Raw genomic sequence first — 22,841 nt, 5'->3', positions numbered from 1 at the left:
GGGAGCGCTCAGCCCGCGAACGGGTGGATCAGTCGCCAGTGGCGTGCCAGGTCGATGCGGCGGCAGACCCACACGTGCTGGTGCTTCTCGATGTGGTCGAGGAACTTCTGCAGGGCGACGATGCGCCCGGGCCGCCCGAGCAGGCGGCAGTGCATGCCCACGCTCATCATCTTGGGCCGGTCCAGCCCGTTCGGGTCGCCTTCGGCGTACAGGGCGTCGAAGGTGTCGCGCAGGTAGACGAAGAAGTCCTCCGCCTGCGCGAACCCCTGCGGCAGCGAGAACCGCATGTCGTTGGTATCCAGCGTGTACGGCACCACCAGGTGGGCGGCCGGGGTGCCGTCGGAGCGGCGCACCTTGATCCAGAACGGCAGGTCGTCGCCGTAGTAGTCGCTGTCGTACTCGAAGCCGCCGTCGTCGACCACCAAGCGGCGGGTGTTGGGGCTGTCGCGCCCGGTGTACCAGCCGGCGCCGTGGATGGCGCCCGGGCTGCCGTGGCGCTGCCCGGTGAGCTGCTCGATGGCGCGGATGGCCAGCCGCATGTGCTCGCGCTCGGTCGCCTTGTCGACGTCCTGGTAGTGGATCCAGCGCCAGCCGTGGCTGGCGATCTCGTGGCCCAGCTCGACGAAGGCGGTGGCGAGTTCGGGGTGGCGCTGCAGCGCCATGCCGACGCCGAATACGGTGAGAGGCAGCTGGCGCCGCTCGAACTCGCGCAGGATGCGCCACACGCCGGCGCGCGAGCCGTACTCGTAGATGCCCTCCATGCTCAGGTGCCGGGCCGGGTAGCTGGCCGGGTTGAACATCTCGGACAGGAACTGCTCGGAGCCCGCGTCGCCATGCAGCACGGCGTTCTCGCCGCCTTCTTCGTAGTTCAGGACGAACTGCACCGCGATGCGGGCCTTGCCCGGCCAGTCGGCGCGGGGCGGGTTGCGGCCGTAGCCGACCAGGTCGCGCGGGTAGGGCGCGGTGCTGTCGTAGGAGGTACTCACGGGGTCCTCGGGTGCGGTGCGGGGCCGATGGGCGTCATGCGGCGGCCAGCGCCAGGGCGATGTCGTGGGTGGGCGGCGGGCGGTCGAACGCCAGGCTGGCCTCGACGTTGCGCAGGTGGTCGTCCATCAGCTCGGCGGCGCGGTCGCCGTCGCGGGCGGCCAGGGCGCGCACGATCTCGACGTGTTCCTCCTGGGAATGCTCGGCGGCGCCGGCGCGCTGGTACATGAGCGTGATGAGCGAGCTGCGGGAGATCAGGTCCTGCAGGATCTGGGCCAGCACCTCGTTGCCCAGCAGCCGTGCCATGCGCACGTGGAAGTCGCCCAGCAACTCGATGCTCTCGGTGGCATTGGCGTCGTCGAGCGCCGCCTTCTCGCGCGCCACGTGCTCGCGCAGGGCCCGCACGCGCGCCGGCGTCGCCTCGCGGGCGAAGCTGCGCGCCATCTCGGCCTCCAGCATGCGGCGCACCGCGAACACCTGGCGCGCTTCCTCGACCGTGGGGGCGGCCACGAAGGCGCCGCGCGCCGGTTCCAGCCGCACCAGCCGGTTCTGGGCCAGCTGGTGCAGGGCCTGCCGCACCAGGGTGCGCGAGACGCCGAAATGGTCGGCCAGCTTCTGCTCCGCCAGCTTGGTGCCCGGCTGCAGGCGGTGCCCGGCGATGGCCTGGGTCAGCTCGCGGGCGATGACGGCAGTGGTGGTCGGCTCCATGCCGGGGATGATAGCGGCTCCGGCAAAAGTGTATACACTCTTGTCGACCAACCAGGAGTCACCCATGGGCCTGAGCACCCACGTCCTCGACACGATGCATGGCACGCCGGCCGCCGGCATGGCGGTGGCGCTGTACACCGTCGCGGATGGCCAGGCGAGCCTGGTGCGCCGTTTCGTGCTGGACCGCGACGGGCGCAGCCCCGACGGCCCGCTGTACCGCGACGGTGAGTTGCAGGCCGGCCGCTACCGGCTGGTGTTCGAGGTGGCGGCCTATTTCCGCGCCCGGGGCGTCACGCTGCCCGAGCCGGCCTTCCTCGACCAGGTGACGCTGGACTTCGGCATCGCCCGCCCGCAGGAGCACTACCACGTGCCCCTGCTGGCCAGCCCCTGGAGCTATTCGACCTACCGCGGCTCCTGAGGTGAGACAGCGCCATGACGGGCCGCGCCCGCGAGCCATCCGCCGCTGCCGCGGGCAGGGCGCCCACGGCGGCGGGGGGCGGCTAGTCCTGCCCTTCGGTCAGGGTGTCGAGCTGGAAGCGGCCGCTCTTGTGCCACAGCCAGGTGTCGGTGTAGACCACGTGGCCCATGCGGGCCGGCACCGGAAAGGGCGCGGCGGAGCGCACGGTGCGCTCGATCTCGGCCATGACTTCCGGCGCATGCCTGGGCGCGCGCATCCAGCTGACGGAGCGCACGTCGCCTTGCCGGTCGACCTCGACCTGCAGCACCCCGATGGCGTACAGCAGGGGCGGCATCCGGCCCTTGTAGATGCGCTCCTTGTTGAGGCCGTACAGGTGGCTGGCGGCATCCTGGCGGTAGGCCCGGGCACTGCCGGCGGCCGACACGCGCACCTTGCTGGGGGCCGGCGGCGCCACCACGACCGGCTCCGCCGGGGCAGCCGGCGCGACGACGGGCGGTGGCGCCGGTTCGGGCGGCACCGGGGCGGACGTGCAGGCGGCCAGCAGGGCGGCGACGGCGCTGGCCGGCAGCAGCCAGGCCGCGCGGCGGCGCGGAGCGGATTGGGACATGCGATCTCCTCCTCGAAGGGCCTGGTGACTGCGGCCCGTTGGCGGCGATCTTCGCCGCCTGCTGAGCCAACGACCACGGTGGATGTCCGGATGACCTGGTTAACAGCTGAGTTCGGTTGTTGCCTTTCGTCACGTCCCGGGGTGGATGCATGAGCGACTGGGCGCGCGTGCTGGCGGCGGGCGGCGAGGCGGTGCTCGTCACCGTCGAGGCCGTGCAGGGCTCCGGTCCGCGCGAGGCCGGCGCCTGGATGCTGGTCGCGGCGCACGCCGTCGCCGGCACGATCGGTGGCGGCCGGCTCGAGTTCGACGCCATCGCCGCCGCCCGCGACCTGCTGGCGGGCCCGCCAGCGCCGCCGCAGACGCGCCGCTATGCGCTCGGCCCCAGCCTGGGCCAGTGCTGCGGCGGCGTCGTGCACCTGCACTACGAGCGCGTGGCGCCGGCCGACGCGCCGCTGCTCGCGCCGCGGCTGGCCATCCCGGTCCACCCGGTGGCCCTGTTCGGCGGCGGCCATGTGGGGCGGGCGATCGTGCGCGCGGCCGCCGACCTGCCGTTCGCGCTCACCTGGATCGACAGCCGCGACGAGATCTTCCCGGACGACGTGCCGGCCAACGTGCAGTGCGAACACTCCGACCCGGTGCATGGCGCGGTGGCCGGCCTGGCGCCGGGCAGCGCCGTGCTGGTCATGAGCTTCAGCCACGCCGAGGACCTGGACGTGGTCGCGGCCTGCCTGCAGCGCCGGCGCGAGCGGGCCGACCTGCCGTTCGTGGGCCTGATCGGCAGCCGCACCAAGTGGGCCACCTTCCGCCACCGGCTGGAGCAACGCGGCTGGCAGGCGGCCGACCTGGACGCCGTGCGTTGCCCGATCGGCGTGCCCGGCATCACCGGCAAGCAACCCGCCGTCATCGCCGCCAGCGCGGTGGCACAACTCCTGCAGGCGTTCGACGCCGGGACCTGAACACACCCATGGAAAGCTATCTCCTCGACTGGACCAACCTGCTGCTGCGCTGGCTGCACGTCATCACCGCCATCGCCTGGATCGGCTCCTCGTTCTACTTCGTGTTCCTGGACTCCAGCCTCACGCCGCCGCAGGACGAGGACCTGAAGCGCCAGGGCGTCAGCGGCGAACTGTGGGCGGTGCACGGCGGCGGCTTCTACCACCCGGTCAAGTTCGCGCTGGCGCCGCCCAGGCTGCCGGAGCACCTGCACTGGTTCTACTGGGAGGCCTACACCACCTGGATGTCGGGCTTCGCGCTGCTCACGGTGTCGTACCTGTGGAACGCCGGCACCTACCTGGTCGACCGCCAGCTGATGGACTGGTCGCCCGGTGCCGCGGTGGCGGCGGCGCTCGCCTTCCTGGTGGTGTTCTGGCTCGCCTACGACGCCATCTGCCGGGTGTTCGAGGGCCGGCCGAACGGCGACACCTGGGTCGGGGCGCTGGTGGCGCTGCTGGTGGGCGTGGCGGCCTGGCTGGCCTGCCAGCTGTTCCCGGGCCGCGCCGCCTTCCTGCTCACCGGCGCCATGGTCGCCACCGCCATGACGGCCAACGTGGGGATGTGGATCATCCCCGGCCAGCGCAAGATGGTGCGGGCCATCCAGGCCGGCCAGCCGGTGGATCCCATCCACGGCCAGCGCGGCAAGCAGCGCAGCGTGCACAACACCTACTTCACGCTGCCGGTGCTGGTGGCCATGCTGTCCAACCACTACAGCTTCCTCTGGTCGCACCCGCGCAACTGGCTGGTGCTGGTGCTGCTCATGGCCGCCGGCGCCGCCATCCGCCAGTTCTTCGTGCTGCGCCATGGCTGGAAGCTGGGGCGGCACGGCAACCCGCTGCCCTATGCGCTGGCCGGCCTGGCGCTGGTCGCCGCCACCGTCGTCTGGCTGACGCCCGCGCCGCAGGCCGCGGCGACGGCCCGGCCGCAGGCGGTGGGCTATGCCCAGGTGCGGCCCATCCTGGAGCAGCGCTGCTACATGTGCCACGGCGCGCAGCTGCAGATGAAGAACGTGCGGCTGGACACGCCGGAGGCGCTCAGGCAGCACGCCGCCAACGTCTACCAGCAGGCGGTGGTGGCCCGGCTGATGCCGATGAACAATGCCACCGGCATCACCGAGGCCGAGCGCGCCACCCTCGGCCAGTGGTTCCAGCAGGGCGCCCGGGTCGACTGAGCAGCGCGGGCGGCCGGACAATCGTCCGCATGGTTGCCCACCAGTCCACCCTCGCCATCGCGACCTCCGGCCGCGGCACCCGCTCCATCACCGACGCGGTGGCCGACGCCGTCGAGCAGTCGGGCATCACCACCGGCATCGCCCATGTGTTCGTGCAGCACACCAGCTGCTCGCTGGTGCTCACCGAGAACGCCGACCCCGACGTGCGGCACGACCTCGAGACGGTGCTGGCGCGGCTGGCGCCCGACGGCGACCCGGCCTGGCGCCACGACACCGAAGGGCCGGACGACATGGCGGCGCATGCGCGCTCGGTGCTGACCGGCTGCGCGCTGTCGCTGCCGGTTGGTGGCGGGCGCCTGCTGCTGGGCACCTGGCAGGGCCTGTACCTGTGGGAGCACCGCACCCAGCCGCAGCGGCGCACCGTGGTGGTCACCCTCCTGGGCGGGTGATTCCCCGGGCAGCGCGGCCATGGTTTGCGCCTAGACTGCGCCCCTTGCGCAACCCAGGAGGTTCCCGTGCCCCACTACAAGATCGCCTGCATTCCCGGAGACGGAATCGGCAAGGAAGTCGTCCCGGCGGGCCAGCAGGCGCTCGAAGCGCTGGCGGCCTCGCAGGACGGCCTGTCGTTCAGCTTCCAGTCGTTCGGCTGGGGCGGTGACTGGTACCGCGCCCACGGCGAGATGATGCCGGCCGACGGCCTGGACGCCCTGCGCGGCGCCGATGCCATCCTGTTCGGATCGGCCGGCGACCCGCAGATCCCCGACCACGTCACGCTGTGGGGACTGCGGCTGAAGATCTGCCAGGGCTTCGACCAGTACGCCAACGTGCGGCCCACGCGCATCCTGCCGGGCATCGACGGGCCGCTCAAGCGCTGCACACCCAGGGACCTGGATTGGGTGATCGTGCGCGAGAACTCCGAGGGCGAGTACGCCGGCGTCGGCGGCCGCGCGCACCAGGGCCACCCGATCGAGGTCGCCACCGACGTCAGCATCCTCACCCGCGCCGGGGTCGAGCGCATCATGCGGTTCGCGTTCCGGCTGGCGCAGTCGCGCCCGCGCAAGCAGCTCACCGTGGTCACCAAGTCGAACGCGCAGCGCCACGGCATGGTGATGTGGGACGAGATCGCGCTGCAGATCAGCCGCGAGTTCCCCGACGTGCGCTGGGACAAGGAACTGGTCGACGCCTGCACGGCGCGCATGGTCAACCGGCCGGCCTCGCTCGACACGCTGGTGGCGACCAACCTGCACGCCGACGTGCTGAGCGACCTGGCGGCGGCGCTGGCCGGCAGCCTGGGCATCGCGCCCACCGGCAACATCGACCCCGAGCGGCGCTACCCCAGCATGTTCGAGCCGATCCACGGCTCGGCGTTCGACATCATGGGCAAGGGCCTGGCCAACCCGGTCGGCACCTTCTGGAGCTGCGTCATGCTGCTCGAGCACCTCGGCGAGACCGCCGCGGCCCAGCGGCTGATGCGCGCCGTCGAGGCCGTGACGGCCGATCCGCGGCTGCACACCGGCGACCTCGGCGGCCAGGCCACCACCGCGCAGGTGACCGAGGCCGTGTGCCGCCGCCTTCGCGAACCGGCAACGGCCGCGGCCTGAGAACGGATCGCTCGCGGCGCCGGGCCCGCTGCACAATCGGCGGATGCCCTCCGCACCACCGTCCCCGCACACCGACCCGCGCGCCTTCCTCGAGCACCTGTACCAGGCCGCCGTGCGGCGAGCCCTGCCGCTGCACGGCACGGCGCCGTTCCTGCCGGCGCCGCCGCGTGGCCGCACGCTGGTGCTGGGTGCCGGCAAGGCCGGCGGCGCGATGGCGCAGGCGGTCGAGGCGCTGTGGCCGGCCGACGCGCCGCTGTCGGGCCTGGTGGTCACCCGCTACCACCATGTGCCGCCGCGCCCCGCCGGCCTGGCCAGCCGCATCGAGGTGGTGGAAGCCTCGCACCCGGTGCCCGATGCGGCGGGGCTGGCCGCCGCGCAGCGCATCCTCGGCCTCACGCAGGGCCTGACCGCCGACGACCTGGTGCTGTTCCTGATCTCGGGTGGCGGGTCGGCGCTGCTCACGCTGCCGGCCGAGGGCCTGTCGCTGGAGGACAAGCAGCGCATCAACCGCGAGCTGCTGCACTCGGGCGCGAACATCGGCGAGATGAACTGCGTGCGCAAGCACCTCTCGCGCATCAAGGGCGGCCGGCTCGCCGCCGCCTGCGCGCCGGCGCGCGTCGTCACGCTGACCATTAGCGACGTGCCGGGCGACGATCCCTCCGTCATCGCCAGCGGGCCCACCGTGCCCGATGCGAGCACCTGCGCCGATGCGCTGGCCATCCTGCGGCGCTACGGCATCGCCGTGCCCGAGACCATCCGCGCCGGGCTGGAACAGGGCACGCTGGAGACGCCCAAGCCCGGCGACCCGGCCTTCGCCGGCCACGCGGTCCACCTGATCGCGACGCCGCAGCAGTCGCTCGAAGCGGCGGCCGAGGTGGCGCGTGCGGCCGGGATCGAGGCCCACATCCTGAGCGACGAGATGGAAGGCGAGTCGCGCGAGGTGGGCAAGGTGCAGGCGGCGCTGGCGCGGGCGGTCGCGCGGCGCGGCCAACCGTTCGCGCGGCCCTGCGTCATCCTGTCCGGCGGCGAGACCACCGTCACCGTGCGCAAGCAGCCCGAAGGCACACCGCGCGGCCGCGGCGGGCGCGCCGGCGAGTTCTGCCTCGGCCTGGCGCAGGCCCTGCAGGGGCAGCCCGGCGTCTGGGCGTTGGCGGCCGACACCGACGGCATCGACGGCGTGGAAGACAACGCCGGCGCCTTCGTGGCGCCCGACACGCTGGCGCGGGCGGCGCGCCAGGGCCTGAAGGTCGACCAGCACCTGGACCGCAACGACGCCTACGGCTACTTCAGCGCCTTGGGCGACCTGGTGGTCACCGGCCCGACCCACACCAACGTCAACGACTTCCGCGCCCTGCTGGTGCTGTGAGCCGCCGGCTCAGCGGTGGCGCGCGGCGTCGGCCGCGATGTGCGGCGGCAGGCGCCTGAGCAGCCAGCGGATCGCCAGCGGGATCAGCACGATGTCGTCCACCGCGCCCAGGAAGGGGATCGCATCGGGGATCAGGTCGATCGGCGAGACCAGGTACAGCACGAGCAGCGCCGTGCCCACCTTCAGCCAGGCCGGGGCGGCGGGATGGCGCAGCGCGAACCACAGCTGGCGCGCATCGCCCTTGAACAGCGTCCACAGCAGGCTCAGGCGTTTGAACATTCCTCGGTCTCCATCGTCGGCAGCTGCAGGGCTGCGACACCGATGTTGCGCCGGATGCCGGCGCTTGCAAGGGCCCGCGAACGCGGCGTTACACGGGTTGCGCGCCGGTGCTCAGGTGCACAGCGCGCGGATCGGCTCCGGGATGGGCAGCGCGTGGATGCTGCCGTCGGCGCGGCGGCCGGCGAAGATGCGCACCTCGTCGCACTCCATCAGCAGCTCGTCGCCGCGGGTGACCCGGTAGCGCTGGACGAAACTCTTGCCGCGCCACTCGGCGATCGAGGCGTGGATCTGCAGCGTGTCGCCGTAGGTCGCGGTCTTGAGGAAGCGGGCATGCGTGTCCACCAGCGGGGTGCCGATCACGCCCAGCGTGGCCTCGGTCTCGGTCCAACTCGGCACGCCGCAGGCGATGAAGAAGTGGCGCGACGCGGCGTCGATCCAGCGGAAGAAGTTGGGGAACCAGACGATGCGCGCCGGGTCGCAGTCGCCGAATTCCACGCGCTGTTCGTAGATGATCTCTCGGGCCATGGCCGCATTGTCGGCCCAGGCGCGGCCCGCGCGGCCGTCAGGCGGCCGCCAGGTAGACGGGCGCGTCGGCCGACAGCCCGCGCTTGACCTGCTGGCTGATCTCGTCGGCCAGCACTTCCTCCTGGCCGGCCTCCAGCGCGTCGAGCGCGCGGCCCACCACCACGGCTGCCGACGACTTGGGAGCGTCGATGTCGCGCGTGAGGTCGGTGTCGACGAAGCCCACGTGCAGGGCCAGCACCTGCGTGCCCTGCGGCCGCAGTTCGTGGCGCAGCGAGTTGGTCAGGCCCCAGGCGGCCGACTTGGTGGTGCCGTACAGGCCGAGCGTGCCGCGGTTGATCCAGCTGGCCACCGACAGCACGTTGAGCATCGCGCCGCCGCCGTTGCGCGCCAGCACGGGCGCGAAGGCCCGGGCCATGCGCAGGATGCCCAGCACGTTGACGTCGAACTGCGCCTGCAGCGACGCCACCGGGTCGTCGCCCAGGGCGCCGCCGAACTTCGCGATGCCCGCGTTGTTGACCAGCACCGTGACGTCGCCGCAGCGGGCGGCGGCGGCCGCCACCGCGGCGTCGTCGGTGACATCCAGCCGGATCGGCTCAACGCCGGCCAGGGTGACCTTGGCGGGGTCGCGGCTGGCCGCGTAGACCTTGCGGGCGCCGCGGGCGAGCGCGGCCTGGGCGAAGGCGAGGCCGATGCCGCGGTTGGCACCGGTGACGAAGACGACGGCGTTGTCGAGGGTCATGCTGGACTCCTGGAGGAAGGGGATCGGATCGGGAAGGATTCAGGGGGCGGCGGGGACCTGCAGGCGGCGCAGCAGGGCGTCGGTGCGGCGCGGCCAGCCGAGCGGGCCGAACCAGGCGCCGCCGGCGATCGCGGCGGCGCTGAGCACGCCGTAACCGAGCAGGGCCAGGGCCTGGGCGGCGAACACGCCGGCCAGGCCGGCGCCCCAGCGCAGCGCGAGCCAGCCGCCGGTCGCGGCCACCAGCAGGCGGACGACGTTGGCCAGCACCGGCCACAGCAGGCGGCCGGCGCCCTGGGAGGCGAAATAGAGCACCAGGCCGAGGCCGAAGAAGCCGTAGAACGGCCCCACCAGGCGCAGGTAGAGGCTGCCGGCCGCAATGACATCGGGGTCGGGACTGAACAGGCCCATCCAGGCGACGGGGAAGGCGGTGGCCAGCAGGCCCACGCCTTCGGCCAGCACGAAGGCCAGCGCCGCGCCGGTCCAGGTCGCCTGCAGCGCACGGCGGCGCTGGCCCGCACCCATGCAGGTGCCCACGATGGCGACCAGCGGGCCGCCGAAGCCGAACACCAGCGGCACCAGCAGGTACTCGAGCCGGGCGGCCGTGCCGTAGCCGGCGATCGCCGCCGCGCCGTGGGCGCCGGCATAGCCGGTGGCGACGGCGATGGCGACGTTGGTCGCGACCGTGGAGACCGCGCCGGCCGCGCCCACCCGCAGGATGTCCAGCAGCAGGTCGCGCCGCAGGTGCAGGCCCCGCAGGAGTGGCCGCACCACGCTGCGGCCGCTCGCCAGGTACCAGGCCAGCCACAGCGTGCCGCCCAGGTAGTACAGCAGCAGGGCCAGCGCGCCGCCGGCAACGCCCAGGGCCGGCAGCGGCCCCCAGCCGAAGATCAGCAGCGGCGACAGCGGCACCAGCGCCGCCGTGCCGACGCAGGTCACGATCGCCGGCACCGCCATGTTGCCGGTGCCGCGCACCACCGAGGCCAGCGCGTTGAACAGCCAGATCAGCACCGCGCCGGCGAACACCCAGCCCGAGTAGGTGAGCGCCACCTGCAGCACGGCGCCGTCACCGCCCATGCGCCGGTACAGCGCCTCGCCGCCGAGCAGGGCGGCGGCCGTGAACGCCAGACCGAACACCACCGACAGCAACGCGGCGTGCTGCGCCAGCGCGTCGGCGTCGTCACGCCGGCGGGCGCCGAGCGCGCGTGCCACCGACGAGGAGATGCCGCCGCCGATGGCGCCGGCCGACATCATCTGCATCAGCATCACCACCGGGAACACCAGCGCCACGCCGCCGAGCGCGTCGACGCCCAGCTTGCCGATGAACCAGGTCTCGATCAGGCCGGCGGCGGCCTGCGCCCCCAGCACCAGCACGTTGGGCGTGCCCAGCCGCAGCAGGGTGGGCAGGAGCGGCGCCTCCAGCAGCCGGCGGGTGCGGGGGTCGAGGGCGGGCGGCGGTGCGGCGGCGTCGGACATGCGGGTCTCGTGGGTTTCCTGTGGTACGTGCATATGCACGTTTCGGCGAGCCGCGATAATACGTGCATGTGCACGTTCCTGCTTGTCCCGGTTGCGATCAGGGCCGCCGATCCGCGGAGGTTGCGATGAGCGCCGATGTCTGCCACTGCGCCGCCGTCCGGCAGGCCGGACGCTGGATCACCCAGCTCTACGACGAGCACCTGGCGGCCGTGGGGCTGCGCTCGACCCAGTTCGCCGTCCTGTCGCAACTCGACCGGGGCGGCCCGCTCGGCATCGTCGGGTTGGCCGAGGCCATGGTGATGGATCGCACCACCATCACCCGCACCGTCACGCCGCTGGAGCGCGACGGCCTGGTGGCGATCGAGGCCGCCGAGGGCGACCGCCGGCGCCGGGTGGTGACGCTCACGGCCAAGGGACGGACCGTGCTGGCGGCCGCGCGGCCGCACTGGCGGCGCGCGCAGGCGGCCTTCGAGCGCCACTTCGGCGCCGACGAGGCCACCGCCATGCGCGGCCTGCTGCGCGCGGTGCCGCAGGGACGCCGCCCGAAGCCGGCCCACCCGGATCCGGCCGGCCACTGAACCGCGGCTAGATCGAATCGGTGCTGCTGGGGCGGCTGTCGGTCACGCCGGGGTGGCGCATGGCCAGTTCCAGGATTTCGCACCAGGTGCGCTGTTCCAGGCTGGGCATGTCGATGCGCCACTCCGGGTGCACCGGGTCGGCGACCCGGACCACCAGCGCACCATCGCCCGGGACCGGCGGGGCGGCCCAGCTGTGCACCGCCTCCAGCGGGTACGACCGCCAGGAGCGGCCCTGGCGCAGGTGGACCAGGCGGCGCCCGGTGTGCAGGGCGATGCTGCTGCCGCTGTCGATGAAGCCGCCATCCGGTCCGTCGTAGCTGAAGTCCGGCGCGCCGAGCGACTGCACGGCACGCCGGAAGGCTTCGCGGGCCCTGATGCGCAGCCACAGGGCCACGCCGATGAGGCAGGTGCAGAAGGCCAGCACCAGCAGGGTCAGCAGACTCATGGCGGCGCCTCCGGCCAGCCCGCCGCCGGACGGGCCTGCAGGCGGACGCAAGCCCACAACCGCAACAACACCATGGAACGATCAGACTGCATCGCGACCTGGCAGTCTGGCGATGACGGCGGCCGCCGTCATCGCGCGTTCGAGTGATGCTGGGTCAGTGCGGCGTCGTGCCGTAGGGTTGCAGCAGGCGGTTGACGACCCGCACCACGTCGGCCTGGCGGTGGACGCCCAGCTTGGCCAGCACCGCCTTGAGCTGGCTCTTGACCGTGTGCAGGCTCACGCCCCGGGCGGCGGCATGCGCCTCCAGCATGGTCCCCGCGCCCAGCGCGACGGCCAGGGCGGCCTCGGCGGCGGTCAGGCCGTACAGCGACTGCAGCACCGGGCCCGGCACCCCGGCGGCGCCGCTGGTCGACAGGAACAGCGCGGCGCGGCGGGGACCGGCGACGCGTGCCGGCAACGGCAGCACCAGGCATTGCAGGTCCGGCGCAGGCGGCTGGCGCACCAGGAAGGTGGCGTCGGCCGCCGGGTGCGGGCCGGCCAGGGCGGCTTGCAGTCGGGCCAGGAACTGCCCCTGCACCCGGCCGTCGCGAAACTGCAAGACGCCCTGGCGCACCGCGACCGGGTGGCCGGCGTCGACGAGGTCCTGGGCGCAGCGGTTCAGGTGCACCACCTGGCCGTCGGCGCCGACGATCGCCAGGCCTTGCCCGAGCCCGTCGACGGCGTCGCGCAGCGGATCGAGCAGCGACTCGAGCCGGGCGATGCGGCGCCGCGTCGCCAGCGCGCCGCGCAGGTGCGGAAACACGCGTTCCACCGTCTGGCGGTGGTCGACGTCGAAGGTCCTGCGCCGTTCCGGCCGCACGAAGGTGATCTTGGTGCTGGACTCGGCGTCCTGCGCCACCATGCCGCCGATGGCATGGAACACCTGCACGTGGCGCAGCCAGTCGGCGTAGTACTCGGTGCGCTTGAGCAAATGGTCCGGGTAGAGCATCGAGGAGGTGACCACCGCACCGGGCAGCATGGTCGAGCGGTTCGCAGCCCAGACGTTGCGCGGCAGGAAACGGGCGAAATACCGCTCCAGCGCCTCCTGTCCGATGCCCTGCTCGGAGATGACGCAGTCCACTCCGGCGTTGTCGCCGCGCAACTCGTAGATCAGGTGGCCGCAGGCATCGATGGAGCGTGCCACCGCGCCCAGCGCCTCGTCCCAGCTGTCCTCTCCCAGGCCTGCCCCATAGAGGCGCCCGATAACTCTTTCGTATTCGTCCATACCCCGCGGACTTCCTGCTCTTTGGAACCGACTCTACCGCGCGGCGGTGCTCGGCCGTCCGGGGTATGTCCCGATCCGGGGTCGGGAACGCGCGCTCGGGCCCACCGGGGCTGCGACGCAAACGGATGGGCTGGCCGCGGCCAAGCGGCTGTCAGCGGCCCGGGTTCACCAGAAGAAGGCGATGGCGAATCCCAGCGGGGGGCAGAACGTCAGCAGCACCAGCACCGCCCAGGCCAGGTGGTCCATACCGGTCAGCCCGCGCTGCTGGCGGTCGGCCTGGGCCCGCGTGGCGTTGAGGGAATCCCAGTCGAATTCGCTGTCGTGGAAGCCGGAATCGGCGGCGGCTGCGGGCATGGGATGGATGCTGCTGGGCTGGAGGGTGGCGGGATCTAGGGTTTACCCTGAATCTACAGAGGATCGCACGGACTCGGTCACACGCGCCGGGTGCGCTCGTACAGGTCGTGGCGCTCGTACACGTTCAGCGGCCGCGCGGCCCGCACGGCGGCAAGGGCGCGGGGCGCGGGCAGGTGGTAGACGGCCGACCGGGCCATGTCCTCGGCGTCGCGCAGGGCGTCGCGCGGCGAACGCCGCGGCACCTGGCTGCAGCCCTTGAGGAGGCAGTCGGCCTCCCAGTAGCTGGCCGGCTCCCCGGCGCAGATCTTGTAGTAGCCGGTGTACTCGCCGCTGCCGTCGCCGGTTTCGAGGGCGCACAGCGCCATGTGCCAGCCGCGCAGGCCCACGAGCAGCCGTTCGTGCGTCTGCCAGTCTGCAGTCCTCGCGATCGTCCTGGTGCCCATGGCGGTTCTCCCTCGTGCGCATGCTCCGCGTGGCTCAGCGGGAGGGCTGTAGGACAAGGCCCCGAGGCAGGGCGCCTGCGGGATTTCACCGACTGTGTCCTGTGCGCATCGCCCGGCCCAACCGTGCACGGCCCGGCCGCTTTGCTCGCCACCACAGCGGCTCGACCGTGGCCGCGCGGCCGGGCGTCGGCATCATCGACCCATGCACGCTTTCCTCACCCGCTGCTTCGCCGCCAGCCCGCGCCGCCTGGTGCGCGGCGGCCTCGCCTTGTTCTTCCTGGGCACCGCCATCCTGCTGGCAGCGGTCGCGGCGCAACTGGTGCCGGCCGCGTCGGCCTGGTTCGTGCCCGACGGCGCGTTCGGCTACACGGCGGCGGCGTCGCTGGTGTGCTGGGGCGTGTGGGCGATGGGCGCCGGCCTGCGCCAGGCCCGCGCACAGCGCGCCCGGCCGCCGCGCGGGCGCTAGTTGCGGCGCGCGACCCAGTAGGTCGCACCCTCGGGGCCGTAGCGCTCGGCGTGCGGCGTGCCGGGCGGCAGCTGGAAGGTGTCGCCGGCGACCAGGTGGCGCTCGTCCAGCCACATCTCGCCCCGCACGACCAGCGCATCGGCGAAGAACGGGTGGCTGTGCGTGGCCACCACCTGCCCCGGATCCCAATGCCGCTCGAGCACCTCGTCGAAGCCGCGCGCCAGCGCAGCGCGCCGGAACTCATCGAAAGTGGGGAGGGCCATGGCCGGATTCTTCCACGTGGCGAGGAATTCGGATGCCCGGACCGGCAACACTCCTACAGGCCGCGCGTGCGCGCCTTCCCACCATGGGGGCTCGCAAAGGAACGGAACATGTCGCCCCAACAACCCCGCGTCCAGGTCATGCACCCCCCGCTCGATGGCAGTGGCTGGGGCCCTTGGTCCTGCGAGGCGGTCGAGGCCGCCGACGGTCCCGGGCTGCTGGTCAGCCGTGTCTTCTGGCTCGGTGGCGGCCTGTCGGTGCTGCTGTGGGCCGGCATGACGCTGCTCGCCCTGCAGTGGATCTGAGCGCGTCCGCTCAGCCCTTCAGCAACCGCTCGGCCTCGCGCTCGTCGATCGGCAGCAGGTAGCCGTGCGCCAGTGCGCGGGCGAAGTGGCGCAGTCCCCTGGGCTGGTGCCGCAGCGACACCCGGTAGGCCTCGACTTCCGCCCACAGGCGAAACGCCGGGCAGGTGAAGTAGTGCCACCAGAACCGCAGCAGGCCGACCTCGCGCATCTGCCGGCAGTGCACCGCCTCGTGCGCCAGCAGCCCGGCGTCGCGGCGGCCGCGCGGGTGCACCACCACCAGCCGGGGCGTCACGGTCATGCCGTCGGCCCAGAACAGGAGCGGGGTGGTCACGATGCGCATGCGGGGTCGATTCTGCCGTGCCCGCGCCGGCCGTGCCGGACACGGGCATTCCCCGCCGGCGTCAACCCAGCGCGCGCAACACGTTCTCCGCCGTTGCCGGCGCCACCAGCGGGGCCTGGCCGTCGCCGCGGGCGGCCGCCACCGCCTCGCGCAGCGCCTCCCAGGCGCTGATGGCCAGCATGAAGGGCGGTTCGCCCACGGCCTTGCTGCCGCCCACGTTGTCCTCGCGGTTGCCCTCGTGCCAGAACTGCACGACGAAGTGCGCCGGCACGTCGCCGGTGGCGGGGATCTTGTAGGTGCTGGGGGCGTGCGTGGCCAGCAGGCCCTGCTCGTTCCAGACCAGCTGTTCGGTGGTGAGCCAGCCCACGCCCTGGATGAAGCCGCCCTCGACCTGGCCGATGTCGATGGCCGGGTTGAGCGAGGTGCCGACGTCGTGCAGGATGTCCACCGCCAGCACCCGGTTCTCGCCGGTGAGCGTGTCGATGGCGACCTCGGTGCAGGCGGCCCCGTAGCTGAAGTAGTAGAACGGCCGGCCGGTGAGCGTGGTCTTGTCGTAGTGGATCTTGGGCGTGCGGTAGAAGCCGTCGCTCCACAGCTGGATGCGGTTGGCGTAGGCAGCCTTCACCACCGCGTCGAAGCTGCGCGTCTGCCTGGGCGAGATCACCTCGCCGGCGCGCAAGTCCACGGCGCCGGCGCCGCAGCCATCCAGCCCGGCCACGAAGGCGGCCAGGTTGTCGCGGATGTTGCGGGCCGCGAACTGCGCCGCCCGGCCGTTCAGGTCGGTGCCGCTGGAGGCGGCGGTGGCCGAGGCGTTGGGCACCTTGCCGGTCTCGGTGGCGGTGCAGCGCACGCGCTCGAACGGTACGCCCAGCTCGTCGGCCACCACCTGCATGATCTTGGTGTGCAGCCCCTGGCCCATCTCGGTGCCGCCATGGTTGACCTGCACGCTGCCGTCGGTGAACACGTGCACCAGCGCGCCGGCCTGGTTGAAGAAGGTGGCGGTGAAGCTGATACCGAACTTGACCGGCGTGAGCGCGATGCCGCGCTTGATCACCGGGCTGGTCGCGTTCCAGGCCGCGATGGCGGCGCGCCGCTGCTGGTAGCGCGACGACTGTTCGAGCTGGTCGATGAGCGGGTGCAGGATGTTGTCCTCCACCTTCATCTGGTAGTGCGTGACATCGCGCTCGCCCACGCCGTACAGGTTGGCACGGCGCACCGCCAGCGGGTCCTTGCCCAGCTTGCGTGCGATCTCGCCCAGGATGGCCTCGATCAGGATCACGCCCTGGGGGCCGCCGAAGCCGCGGAAGGCGGTGTGGCTCTGGGTGTTGGTCCGGCAGCGGTACGACGCGATCTCGACGTCGGCCAGGTAGTAGGCGTTGTCGGTGTGGAAGATCGCCCGGTCGGCCACCGGGCCCGACAGGTCGGCCGAGAAGCCGCAGTTGGCCAGCATGGTGACCCGCAGGCCGGCCAGGCGGCCGTCGTCGTCGAAGCCGGCCTGCCAGTCGTAGGCGAACGGGTGCCGCTTGCCGGTCACCAGGAAGTCGTCGTCGCGGTCCAGCCGCAGCTTGACCGGGCGCCCGGTCTTGCGCGCGGCCAGGGCGGCCCACACGGCCAGGTGGCCGGCCTGGGTCTCCTTGCCGCCGAAGCCGCCGCCCATGCGCCGGCACTCGACGGTGACGGCGTTGTTCTCCAGCCCGAGCGCATGCGCCACCCAGTGCTGCACCTCGCCCGGATGCTGGGTGCTGGAATGGATCCACCACTGGTCCTGCTCCAGCGGCAGCGCATAGGCGACCTGGCCTTCGAGGTAGAAGTGCTCCTGGCCGCCGACCTCCAGCTGGCCGGCCAGGCGGTGCCGCGCCGCCGCCAGCGCCGCCTCCGGGTCGCCGCGGCGCACCACCACCGGCGGCAGCACGTAGCTGCGGTTGGCATGCGCCTCGCGCACGTCCAGCACCACCGGCAGTGGCTCGATGTCCAGCCGCACCAGGCGGGCCGCCCGCCGCGCCTGCATCACGCTGTCGGCGACCACCAGGCCGACGACCTGGCCGACGTGCTCGACCCGGTCGCGCGCGAAGATGGGTTCGTCGTGGACGAAGGTCGCGAGCACCGGGTCGCCCGGGATGTCCCGGGCCAGCACCACGGCCCGCACGCCGGGCAGCGCCAGTGCCGCCGCCGGGTCGATGCCGCGCAGCAGGCCGTGGCCCACGGTCGACAGGATGGGGGCGGCGTGCAGCGTGCCGCGCACCTCGGCGATGTCGTCGACGTAGGTCGCGCTGCCGGCCACCTGGGCGCGGGCGCTCTCGTGCGGCTGCGCGCGGCCCATGGCCCGGCCGGGCGTGGCCGGCGCATGGGGCGAGCCGGTGGCCGGCGCCAGGTTGCGTTCGCCGGCATCGGCCGGGCCGGTGGGGCCGCCACCGGTGGCGGCCGTGAAATCGACGTCGCGCGCGGTCATGCGGTCACCTCAAGCTCCTGGCTTTCCAGGTTGATGCCGGCCTGGCCCTGCGTCTCCAGCCAGAACCGCTGCAGCAGGTTGCCCAGCACGGCGTGGCGGTAGGCGGCCGAGGCCCGCATGTCGGAGATCGGCTGGAATTCCTGCCGCAGCACGCCGATGGCCTGCTGCACGGTGGCTTCGGTCCACGGCTTGCCGGCCAGGAAGGCCTCGGTGCGCAGCGCCCGCGCCGGGGTCGCGGCCACGCCGCCGGCACCGATGCCGATGCCGGCTACCCGGCCCTCGTCCAGCTCCAGCCGCAGCACCAGGCAGACGGCGGAGATGTCGTCGTCGAAGCGGCGGGACACCTTGTAGGCGCGCAGGAACTCGCCGGCGCGCGGGCGCGGCACCAGGATCCAGGCCACCAGTTCGTCCGGCTGCAGCACGGTGCGGCGGTAGCCGGTGTAGTAGTCCTCCAGCGCCAGGTGGCGGTGACCGTCCTGCTTCATCAACACCAGCCGGGCGTCCAGCGCGATGAGCAGCGGCATCGTGTCGCCGATCGGCGAGCCGTTGGCGACGTTGCCGCCCAGGGTGCCGGCATTGCGCACCGGCAGTCCGGCGAAGCGGTTGGCGAAAGTCCGCAGCTGCGGCCGCTGTTCCACCAGCGCGGCGAAAGCGTCGGTCAGCGCCACGGCGGCCCCGATCGCCACATGGTGCTCGTAGTCCTCGATGCGGCGCAGCTCGCGGGCGCGGGTGACGTCCAGCACCTGATCGAACTGCCGGTGCTGCTTGGTGACCCACAGGCCGACGTCGGTGCAGCCGGCCACCACCTGGGCCTGCGGGTGCGCGGCACGCGCGGCCAGCAGGCCGGACAGGGACTCGGGGGCCAGGTAGGCGCCGCCCGCCGGGGCCTCGCCGAGCTGCTGCAGCTGGGCGAGCACTTGCTCCTCATCCACCCGCACCAGCGGCAGGTCGGCCATCGCCTGGGCCGCGTCCAGGATGGGGCGGTAGCCGGTGCAGCGGCACAGGTTGCCCGACAGTTCCTCCTGCGCCAGCGCCCGGGTGACCGGCTCGCCGCGGCAGACATGGTTCTGGTACATGCCGAACAGGCTCATCACGAAGCCCGGGGTGCAGAAGCCGCACTGGGAGCCGTGGCAGCGCACCATGGCCTCCTGGGCCGGGTGCAGGCTGCCGTCGGCGCCGGCCAGGTCCTCGACCGTCCAGACGGCCAGGCCGTCGACCGAATGCGCCAGCCGGATGCAGCTGTTGACGGCGCGAAAACGCAGCCGGCCGTCCACCGCCTCGCCCAGCACCACCGTGCAGGCGCCGCAGTCGCCTTCACCGCAGCCTTCCTTGGTGCCGGTGGCGCCCAGGTCCTCGCGCAGCAGCTCGAGCAGGGTGCGCTCGGGTGGTACATTGCCCAGCGAAACAGGTTCGCCACGGCGCAGGAAGCGGATCGTCTTGGTGTCCATGGAGCTTTGGAAGGGGAAACCCGAGGGTAGAGCGACTGGCGCACCGCGTGCATAAGAACCACCGTATGCCAACGATGCCCGCCGCGGTATGAGAGATCAAGCGCTTTTCGACAAGATCGACCTCCATCTCATCCGAGTCCTGCACACGGTGTTGATCGAACGCAGCGTTTCCCGGGCCGCACTGCGGCTGGGCATGTACCAGCCCCAGGTGTCGGCCGCCCTGAAGCGGCTGCGCGAGCTGGCCGGCGACCCGTTGCTGGTGCGTTCGGGCGCCACCATGGTGCCCACCGAGGCTGCGTTGCGCATGATCGAGCCCAGTGCAAGCATCCTGCGTGCCGCCGAGGGCCTGTTCAGCGACGTGCGCGGCTTCGAACCGGCCGCCGCCACCCAGACCTTCCGCATCGCGGCCAGCGACTACCTCGATCCGCAGTTCCTGCCGGCCCTGGTGGCCGACCTCAAGCGCGAGGCGCCGCACACCGGCATCGAGATCCACCCGCTGTCGGCCGACGGCGACTACCGCGCCCGCCTGGCCCAGGGCGACATCGACGTGGTGATCGGCAACTGGCTGCAGCCGCCCGGCGACCTGCACCGCGCCGAGCTGTTCACCGACGAGGTGGCCTGCCTGGTCGCGCAGGACCATCCGGCCGTGCGGCGCGGCTGGAGCACCGACGACTGGCTGGCCTGCGAGCATGTCGCGCCCACGCCCACCCACGCCGGCGCGCGCGGCGTCATCGACGAGCACCTGGAGGCCCAGGGCCTGGCGCGCAACATCACCGCGCGCTGCGCCCACTTCGGCCTGATCCCGGCCATGGTGGCGTCCAGCCTGCTGGTGCTGACCACCGGCCGCCTGTTCTGCGAGCGCTACCTGGCGCGGCTGCCGCTGGCCATCCTGCCGCCCCCGGTCGCCTTTCCGCCCCTGACCTACTACCAGCTCTGGCACGCCCGCAGCCACGGCTCCGCCGCGGCGCGCTGGCTGCGCACGCGCACCCGGGCCGCCGCGGCCGGCCTGCGCCCACAACAAGAACAATGACCGCCTCCCCCCGCCTGCAGCTGCAGGGCATCACCAAGCGCTACCCGTCGGTGGTGGCCAACGACGGCATCGGCCTGTCGGTCCTGCCGGGCCAGACCCACGCGGTGCTGGGCGAGAACGGTGCCGGCAAGTCGACGCTGATGAAGATCATCTACGGCTCGGTCAAGCCCGACGCCGGCCACGTCCTGTGGAACGGCCAGCCGGTGACGCTGCGCAACCCGCAGGAGGCGCGCGCGCTGGGCATCAGCATGGTGTTCCAGCACTTCAGCCTGTTCGACACCCTCACCGTGGCCGAGAACGTGTGGCTGGGCCTGGACCGGCACCTGTCGCTGGCCGAGGTGGTGCGCCGCATCGAGGCCAAGGCGGCCGAGTACGGCCTGCAGGTCGACCCGGCGCGGCCGGTGCACACGCTGTCGGTCGGCGAGATGCAGCGGGTGGAGATCATCCGCGCGCTGCTCACCGACCCCCGCCTGCTGATCCTGGACGAGCCCACCTCGGTGCTCACGCCGCAGGCGGTCGAGAAGCTGTTCCTGGTGCTGCGCCAGCTCGCCGCCCAGGGCTGCAGCATCCTGTACATCAGCCACAAGCTGCACGAGATCCGGGCCCTGTGCGACGCCTGCACGGTGCTGCGCGCAGGCCGCGTCACCGGCACCTGCGACCCGCGCCAGGAGAGCAATGCCTCGCTGTCGCGCCTGATGATCGGCGCCGAGCCGCCCCGGCTGGAACACAACGACCGCCGCCCGGGCGAGCCGGTGCTGCAGGTGGCCGGGCTCACGCTGGAGCGCGATTCGCCGTTCGGCGTCGACCTGCACGAGGTGGGCTTCGAGGTGCGCGCCGGCGAGGTGGTGGGCATCGCCGGGGTGTCGGGCAACGGCCAGCGCGAGCTGCTGTATGCGCTGTCGGGCGAGGACACCCGGGCCGCGCCGGCCGCCGTGCGGGTGGCCGGCCAGGCCGCCGGCCGCTTCGGCCCCGCGCGCCGCCGCGCCCTGGGCCTGCACTTCGTGCCCGAGGAACGCCTCGGCCGCGGCGCCGTGCCCTCGCTGCCGCTGGCGCACAACCTGATGCTCACCCGCACCGACGCGGTCGGCCGCTCGGGCTGGATCGACGTGCGGGCGCTGTCGGCGCAGGCGGCCGACATCATCCGGCGCTTCAACGTCAAGGCCGGCGGACCGCTGGCGGCGGCGCGCTCGCTGTCGGGCGGCAACCTGCAGAAATTCATCGTCGGGCGCGAGATCGATGCCCGGCCGAAGCTGCTGGTGATCTCGCAGCCCACCTGGGGCGTCGACGTCGGCGCCGCGGCCCAGATCCGCGGCGAGATCCTGCAGCTGCGCGACGCCGGCTGTGCGGTGCTGGTTGTCAGCGAGGAGCTGGAGGAGCTGTTCGAGGTGAGCGACCGCCTGCACGTCATCGCCAAGGGCCGGCTGTCGCCGTCGCTGCGCCGCGCCGACGCGACGGTCGGGAAGATCGGCGAGTGGATGAGCGGGCTGTGGGAGGGCGAGCATGCTGCGGCTTGAACCGCGCCCCGAGGCGTCGCGGCTGTGGAGCGTCGGCTCGCCGCTGCTGGCGCTGGCCCTCACGGTGGTCATCGGCTCCCTGCTGTTCGTCGCCCTGGGCAAGGACCCGGTGCGCGGCCTGCAGGTGTTCTTCTGGGAGCCGGTCAAGTCGGCCTACGCGCTCGGCGAGCTGATGGTCAAGGCCACGCCGCTGCTGCTGGTGGCGCTTGGGCTGGCGGTGTGCTTCCGCTCCAACGTCTGGAACATCGGCGCCGAGGGCCAGTTCGTGCTGGGCGCCATCGCCGCCGGCGGCGTGGCCCTGCTGGCCGGCAAGGACACCGGGCGCTGGATCGTCATCGCCATCCTGCTGGCCGGCGTGGCCGGCGGCATGGCCTGGGCGTCGATCACGGCGCTGCTGCGCGACCGCTTCAATGCCAGCGAGATCCTGGTCAGCCTGATGCTGGTGTACGTCGCCGAGCAGCTGCTGTTCTGGCTGGTGTTCGGGCCCTGGAAGGACCCGGGCGGCTACAACTTCCCGCAGACCAAGACCTTCGAGGCCGTGACCCGCATCCCGCGCCTGATGACGGGCTCGCGCGTGAGCATCGGGCTGGTCCTCGCGCTGCTGGGCGCCGGGGCCTTGTGGGTGTTCCTGTTCCGCACCCGCGCCGGCTTCGCCCAGCAGGTCGGCGGGCTGGCGCCGGCGGCGGCGCGCTACGCCGGCTTCTCCTCGCGCCGGGCGCTCTGGCTGGCGCTGCTGGTGTCGGGCGGGGCGGCCGGGCTGGCGGGGGCGCTGGAAGTGGCCGGCCCGATCGGCCAACTCACCCCCTACGTGCCGGCCGGCTACGGCTTCGCCGCCATCATCGTCGCCTTCGTCGGCCGCCTGCACCCGCTCGGCATGGTGTTCTCGGCCGTCCTCATGAGCATGTTCTACATCGGCGGCGAACTCGCGCAGTCGCGCCTGGGCCTGCCCAAGTCCCTCACCGGCGTGTTCCAGGGCCTGCTGCTGTTCACCCTGCTGGCCTGCGACACCCTGATCGCCTACCGGGTGCGGTTGTCCAGGAGGCCGGCATGAACCGCGGCTACGTGAGCCCGCTCCCTTCG

27 protein-coding genes are annotated in these 22,841 nt (G+C 72.6%); 12 read left to right on the top strand and 15 right to left on the bottom strand.

Annotated features, from left to right (window positions below):
* Positions 1–8: 8 nt before the first annotated feature.
* Together puuE and GON04_RS10425 are read right to left on the bottom strand one after the other, a co-directional pair.
* Entirely contained in the window at positions 9–986 is a 978-nt protein-coding gene (puuE, locus tag GON04_RS10430; RefSeq protein WP_181653986.1) for an allantoinase PuuE, read from the bottom strand.
* Positions 987–1,020: 34 nt separating this feature from the next.
* On the bottom strand, positions 1,021–1,692 hold the full coding sequence (locus GON04_RS10425; protein WP_157397822.1) for a GntR family transcriptional regulator: 672 nt from the start codon (positions 1,690–1,692) through the stop codon (positions 1,021–1,023).
* A gap of 64 nt (positions 1,693–1,756) precedes the next feature.
* On the opposite strand from GON04_RS10425, the gene uraH reads away from it, so the two are divergent.
* A complete protein-coding gene (gene uraH, locus GON04_RS10420) occupies positions 1,757–2,110 on the top strand; it encodes a hydroxyisourate hydrolase (protein ID WP_157397821.1) in 354 nt (117 codons plus the stop codon).
* 82 nt (positions 2,111–2,192) lie between these two features.
* Here uraH and GON04_RS10415 read toward each other — a convergent pair whose 3' ends face one another.
* Positions 2,193–2,717, bottom strand: a complete 525-nt coding sequence (locus GON04_RS10415; RefSeq protein ID WP_157397820.1) for a hypothetical protein — start codon at positions 2,715–2,717, stop codon at positions 2,193–2,195.
* 149 nt (positions 2,718–2,866) lie between these two features.
* On the opposite strand from GON04_RS10415, the gene xdhC reads away from it, so the two are divergent.
* The 5 genes from xdhC (at position 2,867) to GON04_RS10390 (ending at position 7,848) form a co-directional block, all read left to right on the top strand.
* Entirely contained in the window at positions 2,867–3,673 is an 807-nt protein-coding gene (xdhC, locus tag GON04_RS10410) for a xanthine dehydrogenase accessory protein XdhC (RefSeq protein ID WP_157397819.1), read from the top strand.
* Positions 3,674–3,681: 8 nt separating this feature from the next.
* Positions 3,682–4,881 carry a urate hydroxylase PuuD gene (locus GON04_RS10405; RefSeq protein ID WP_157397818.1) on the top strand — a complete coding sequence of 400 codons (1,200 nt, stop codon included), beginning with the start codon at positions 3,682–3,684 and terminating at the stop codon, positions 4,879–4,881.
* 29 nt (positions 4,882–4,910) lie between these two features.
* A complete protein-coding gene (locus GON04_RS10400; protein ID WP_157397817.1) occupies positions 4,911–5,330 on the top strand; it encodes a secondary thiamine-phosphate synthase enzyme YjbQ in 420 nt (139 codons plus the stop codon).
* Between the two features lie 66 nt (positions 5,331–5,396).
* Complete coding sequence (locus GON04_RS10395) at positions 5,397–6,482, top strand: tartrate dehydrogenase (protein ID WP_181653985.1); 1,086 nt, start codon at positions 5,397–5,399, stop codon at positions 6,480–6,482.
* Between the two features lie 43 nt (positions 6,483–6,525).
* Complete coding sequence (locus tag GON04_RS10390) at positions 6,526–7,848, top strand: glycerate kinase type-2 family protein (protein WP_157397815.1); 1,323 nt, start codon at positions 6,526–6,528, stop codon at positions 7,846–7,848.
* A 9-nt stretch (positions 7,849–7,857) separates the two neighbouring features.
* On the opposite strand, the gene GON04_RS10385 is transcribed toward GON04_RS10390, so the two are convergent.
* The 4 genes from GON04_RS10385 to GON04_RS10370 all read right to left on the bottom strand — a co-directional run bounded on the left by GON04_RS10385 (position 7,858) and on the right by GON04_RS10370 (position 10,864).
* Positions 7,858–8,127, bottom strand: coding sequence for a YkvA family protein (locus GON04_RS10385; RefSeq protein WP_157397814.1), 270 nt, complete (start codon positions 8,125–8,127; stop codon positions 7,858–7,860).
* Positions 8,128–8,238: 111 nt separating this feature from the next.
* Positions 8,239–8,652 (bottom strand): acyl-CoA thioesterase, encoded by a 414-nt coding sequence (locus GON04_RS10380; protein ID WP_157397813.1) that lies wholly within the window; start codon positions 8,650–8,652, stop codon positions 8,239–8,241.
* A gap of 37 nt (positions 8,653–8,689) precedes the next feature.
* Entirely contained in the window at positions 8,690–9,391 is a 702-nt protein-coding gene (locus GON04_RS10375; RefSeq protein ID WP_157397812.1) for an SDR family oxidoreductase, read from the bottom strand.
* Between the two features lie 39 nt (positions 9,392–9,430).
* Positions 9,431–10,864: an MATE family efflux transporter gene (locus GON04_RS10370; protein WP_157397811.1), complete on the bottom strand. Its 1,434-nt coding sequence runs from the start codon at positions 10,862–10,864 to the stop codon at positions 9,431–9,433.
* Positions 10,865–10,989: 125 nt separating this feature from the next.
* On the opposite strand from GON04_RS10370, the gene GON04_RS10365 reads away from it, so the two are divergent.
* Positions 10,990–11,442 (top strand): MarR family winged helix-turn-helix transcriptional regulator, encoded by a 453-nt coding sequence (locus tag GON04_RS10365; protein WP_157397810.1) that lies wholly within the window; start codon positions 10,990–10,992, stop codon positions 11,440–11,442.
* A 7-nt stretch (positions 11,443–11,449) separates the two neighbouring features.
* On the opposite strand, the gene GON04_RS10360 is transcribed toward GON04_RS10365, so the two are convergent.
* The 4 genes from GON04_RS10360 to GON04_RS10345 all read right to left on the bottom strand — a co-directional run bounded on the left by GON04_RS10360 (position 11,450) and on the right by GON04_RS10345 (position 13,948).
* Positions 11,450–11,887, bottom strand: coding sequence for a hypothetical protein (locus GON04_RS10360; protein ID WP_157397809.1), 438 nt, complete (start codon positions 11,885–11,887; stop codon positions 11,450–11,452).
* Positions 11,888–12,041: 154 nt separating this feature from the next.
* A complete protein-coding gene (locus GON04_RS10355; protein ID WP_157397808.1) occupies positions 12,042–13,151 on the bottom strand; it encodes a helix-turn-helix domain-containing protein in 1,110 nt (369 codons plus the stop codon).
* Positions 13,152–13,316: 165 nt separating this feature from the next.
* Complete coding sequence (locus GON04_RS10350; RefSeq protein ID WP_157397807.1) at positions 13,317–13,505, bottom strand: CD225/dispanin family protein; 189 nt, start codon at positions 13,503–13,505, stop codon at positions 13,317–13,319.
* Between the two features lie 77 nt (positions 13,506–13,582).
* Positions 13,583–13,948, bottom strand: coding sequence for a hypothetical protein (locus tag GON04_RS10345; RefSeq protein WP_157397806.1), 366 nt, complete (start codon positions 13,946–13,948; stop codon positions 13,583–13,585).
* A gap of 202 nt (positions 13,949–14,150) precedes the next feature.
* On the opposite strand from GON04_RS10345, the gene GON04_RS10340 reads away from it, so the two are divergent.
* Positions 14,151–14,414: a hypothetical protein gene (locus tag GON04_RS10340; RefSeq protein WP_157397805.1), complete on the top strand. Its 264-nt coding sequence runs from the start codon at positions 14,151–14,153 to the stop codon at positions 14,412–14,414.
* Here the strand turns inward: GON04_RS10340 and GON04_RS10335 are convergent.
* Entirely contained in the window at positions 14,411–14,677 is a 267-nt protein-coding gene (locus GON04_RS10335) for a cupin domain-containing protein (RefSeq protein ID WP_157397804.1), read from the bottom strand. The two genes, GON04_RS10340 and GON04_RS10335, sit on opposite strands and share 4 nt — an antisense overlap.
* A 108-nt stretch (positions 14,678–14,785) precedes the next feature.
* Here GON04_RS10335 and GON04_RS10330 point away from each other — a divergent pair, with 108 nt between their 5' ends.
* Positions 14,786–14,980 carry a hypothetical protein gene (locus GON04_RS10330; RefSeq protein WP_157397803.1) on the top strand — a complete coding sequence of 65 codons (195 nt, stop codon included), beginning with the start codon at positions 14,786–14,788 and terminating at the stop codon, positions 14,978–14,980.
* Positions 14,981–14,990: 10 nt separating this feature from the next.
* Here the strand turns inward: GON04_RS10330 and GON04_RS10325 are convergent, their stop codons facing one another.
* The 3 genes from GON04_RS10325 to xdhA form a co-directional block, all read right to left on the bottom strand.
* Positions 14,991–15,320: a hypothetical protein gene (locus GON04_RS10325; protein ID WP_157397802.1), complete on the bottom strand. Its 330-nt coding sequence runs from the start codon at positions 15,318–15,320 to the stop codon at positions 14,991–14,993.
* Positions 15,321–15,381: 61 nt separating this feature from the next.
* Complete coding sequence (xdhB, locus tag GON04_RS10320) at positions 15,382–17,769, bottom strand: xanthine dehydrogenase molybdopterin binding subunit (RefSeq protein WP_157397801.1); 2,388 nt, start codon at positions 17,767–17,769, stop codon at positions 15,382–15,384.
* Positions 17,766–19,217, bottom strand: a complete 1,452-nt coding sequence (gene xdhA / locus GON04_RS10315) for a xanthine dehydrogenase small subunit (protein WP_157397800.1) — start codon at positions 19,215–19,217, stop codon at positions 17,766–17,768. Before xdhA ends, xdhB begins: the two co-directional genes overlap by 4 nt.
* An 88-nt stretch (positions 19,218–19,305) precedes the next feature.
* Here xdhA and GON04_RS10310 point away from each other — a divergent pair, with 88 nt between their 5' ends.
* From GON04_RS10310 to GON04_RS10300, 3 genes are read left to right on the top strand one after another with little or no spacing between them, the layout of a single operon-like run.
* Positions 19,306–20,247: a LysR family transcriptional regulator gene (locus GON04_RS10310; protein ID WP_157397799.1), complete on the top strand. Its 942-nt coding sequence runs from the start codon at positions 19,306–19,308 to the stop codon at positions 20,245–20,247.
* On the top strand, positions 20,244–21,761 hold the full coding sequence (locus GON04_RS10305) for an ABC transporter ATP-binding protein (RefSeq protein ID WP_157397798.1): 1,518 nt from the start codon (positions 20,244–20,246) through the stop codon (positions 21,759–21,761). Before GON04_RS10310 ends, GON04_RS10305 begins: the two co-directional genes overlap by 4 nt.
* Entirely contained in the window at positions 21,748–22,812 is a 1,065-nt protein-coding gene (locus GON04_RS10300; RefSeq protein ID WP_157397797.1) for an ABC transporter permease, read from the top strand. The genes GON04_RS10305 and GON04_RS10300 overlap by 14 nt, the downstream gene beginning before the upstream one ends.
* Positions 22,813–22,841: the final 29 nt, after the last annotated feature.

The sequence above is a fragment of the Ramlibacter pinisoli genome, from assembly GCF_009758015.1.
GTDB classification, from domain to species: Bacteria; Pseudomonadota; Gammaproteobacteria; order Burkholderiales; family Burkholderiaceae_C; genus Ramlibacter; species Ramlibacter pinisoli.
The sequence above is the reverse complement of the archived record's forward strand: the minus strand, read 5'-3'. Positions and strand labels throughout refer to the sequence as shown.

Bases quoted from the DNA above. Each gene is read 5' to 3' on its own strand.
- GON04_RS10300 (WP_157397797.1), top strand. From the start codon at position 21,748: ATGCTGCGGCTTGAACCGCGCCCCGAGGCGTCGCGGCTGTGGAGCGTC.
- GON04_RS10350 (WP_157397807.1), bottom strand. From the start codon at position 13,505: ATGCCCGCAGCCGCCGCCGATTCCGGCTTCCACGACAGCGAATTCGAC.
- GON04_RS10330 (WP_157397803.1), top strand. From the start codon at position 14,786: ATGTCGCCCCAACAACCCCGCGTCCAGGTCATGCACCCCCCGCTCGAT.
- GON04_RS10355 (WP_157397808.1), bottom strand. From the start codon at position 13,151: ATGGACGAATACGAAAGAGTTATCGGGCGCCTCTATGGGGCAGGCCTG.
- xdhC (WP_157397819.1), top strand. From the start codon at position 2,867: ATGAGCGACTGGGCGCGCGTGCTGGCGGCGGGCGGCGAGGCGGTGCTC.
- GON04_RS10335 (WP_157397804.1), bottom strand. From the start codon at position 14,677: ATGGCCCTCCCCACTTTCGATGAGTTCCGGCGCGCTGCGCTGGCGCGC.
- GON04_RS10345 (WP_157397806.1), bottom strand. From the start codon at position 13,948: ATGGGCACCAGGACGATCGCGAGGACTGCAGACTGGCAGACGCACGAA.
- GON04_RS10385 (WP_157397814.1), bottom strand. From the start codon at position 8,127: ATGTTCAAACGCCTGAGCCTGCTGTGGACGCTGTTCAAGGGCGATGCG.
- GON04_RS10375 (WP_157397812.1), bottom strand. From the start codon at position 9,391: ATGACCCTCGACAACGCCGTCGTCTTCGTCACCGGTGCCAACCGCGGC.
- GON04_RS10310 (WP_157397799.1), top strand. From the start codon at position 19,306: ATGAGAGATCAAGCGCTTTTCGACAAGATCGACCTCCATCTCATCCGA.
- GON04_RS10340 (WP_157397805.1), top strand. From the start codon at position 14,151: ATGCACGCTTTCCTCACCCGCTGCTTCGCCGCCAGCCCGCGCCGCCTG.
- uraH (WP_157397821.1), top strand. From the start codon at position 1,757: ATGGGCCTGAGCACCCACGTCCTCGACACGATGCATGGCACGCCGGCC.
- xdhB (WP_157397801.1), bottom strand. From the start codon at position 17,769: ATGACCGCGCGCGACGTCGATTTCACGGCCGCCACCGGTGGCGGCCCC.
- GON04_RS10405 (WP_157397818.1), top strand. From the start codon at position 3,682: ATGGAAAGCTATCTCCTCGACTGGACCAACCTGCTGCTGCGCTGGCTG.
- GON04_RS10360 (WP_157397809.1), bottom strand. From the start codon at position 11,887: ATGAGTCTGCTGACCCTGCTGGTGCTGGCCTTCTGCACCTGCCTCATC.
- GON04_RS10305 (WP_157397798.1), top strand. From the start codon at position 20,244: ATGACCGCCTCCCCCCGCCTGCAGCTGCAGGGCATCACCAAGCGCTAC.
- GON04_RS10325 (WP_157397802.1), bottom strand. From the start codon at position 15,320: ATGCGCATCGTGACCACCCCGCTCCTGTTCTGGGCCGACGGCATGACC.
- GON04_RS10400 (WP_157397817.1), top strand. From the start codon at position 4,911: ATGGTTGCCCACCAGTCCACCCTCGCCATCGCGACCTCCGGCCGCGGC.
- GON04_RS10370 (WP_157397811.1), bottom strand. From the start codon at position 10,864: ATGTCCGACGCCGCCGCACCGCCGCCCGCCCTCGACCCCCGCACCCGC.
- GON04_RS10425 (WP_157397822.1), bottom strand. From the start codon at position 1,692: ATGGAGCCGACCACCACTGCCGTCATCGCCCGCGAGCTGACCCAGGCC.
- GON04_RS10390 (WP_157397815.1), top strand. From the start codon at position 6,526: ATGCCCTCCGCACCACCGTCCCCGCACACCGACCCGCGCGCCTTCCTC.
- xdhA (WP_157397800.1), bottom strand. From the start codon at position 19,217: ATGGACACCAAGACGATCCGCTTCCTGCGCCGTGGCGAACCTGTTTCG.
- GON04_RS10365 (WP_157397810.1), top strand. From the start codon at position 10,990: ATGAGCGCCGATGTCTGCCACTGCGCCGCCGTCCGGCAGGCCGGACGC.
- GON04_RS10415 (WP_157397820.1), bottom strand. From the start codon at position 2,717: ATGTCCCAATCCGCTCCGCGCCGCCGCGCGGCCTGGCTGCTGCCGGCC.
- GON04_RS10380 (WP_157397813.1), bottom strand. From the start codon at position 8,652: ATGGCCCGAGAGATCATCTACGAACAGCGCGTGGAATTCGGCGACTGC.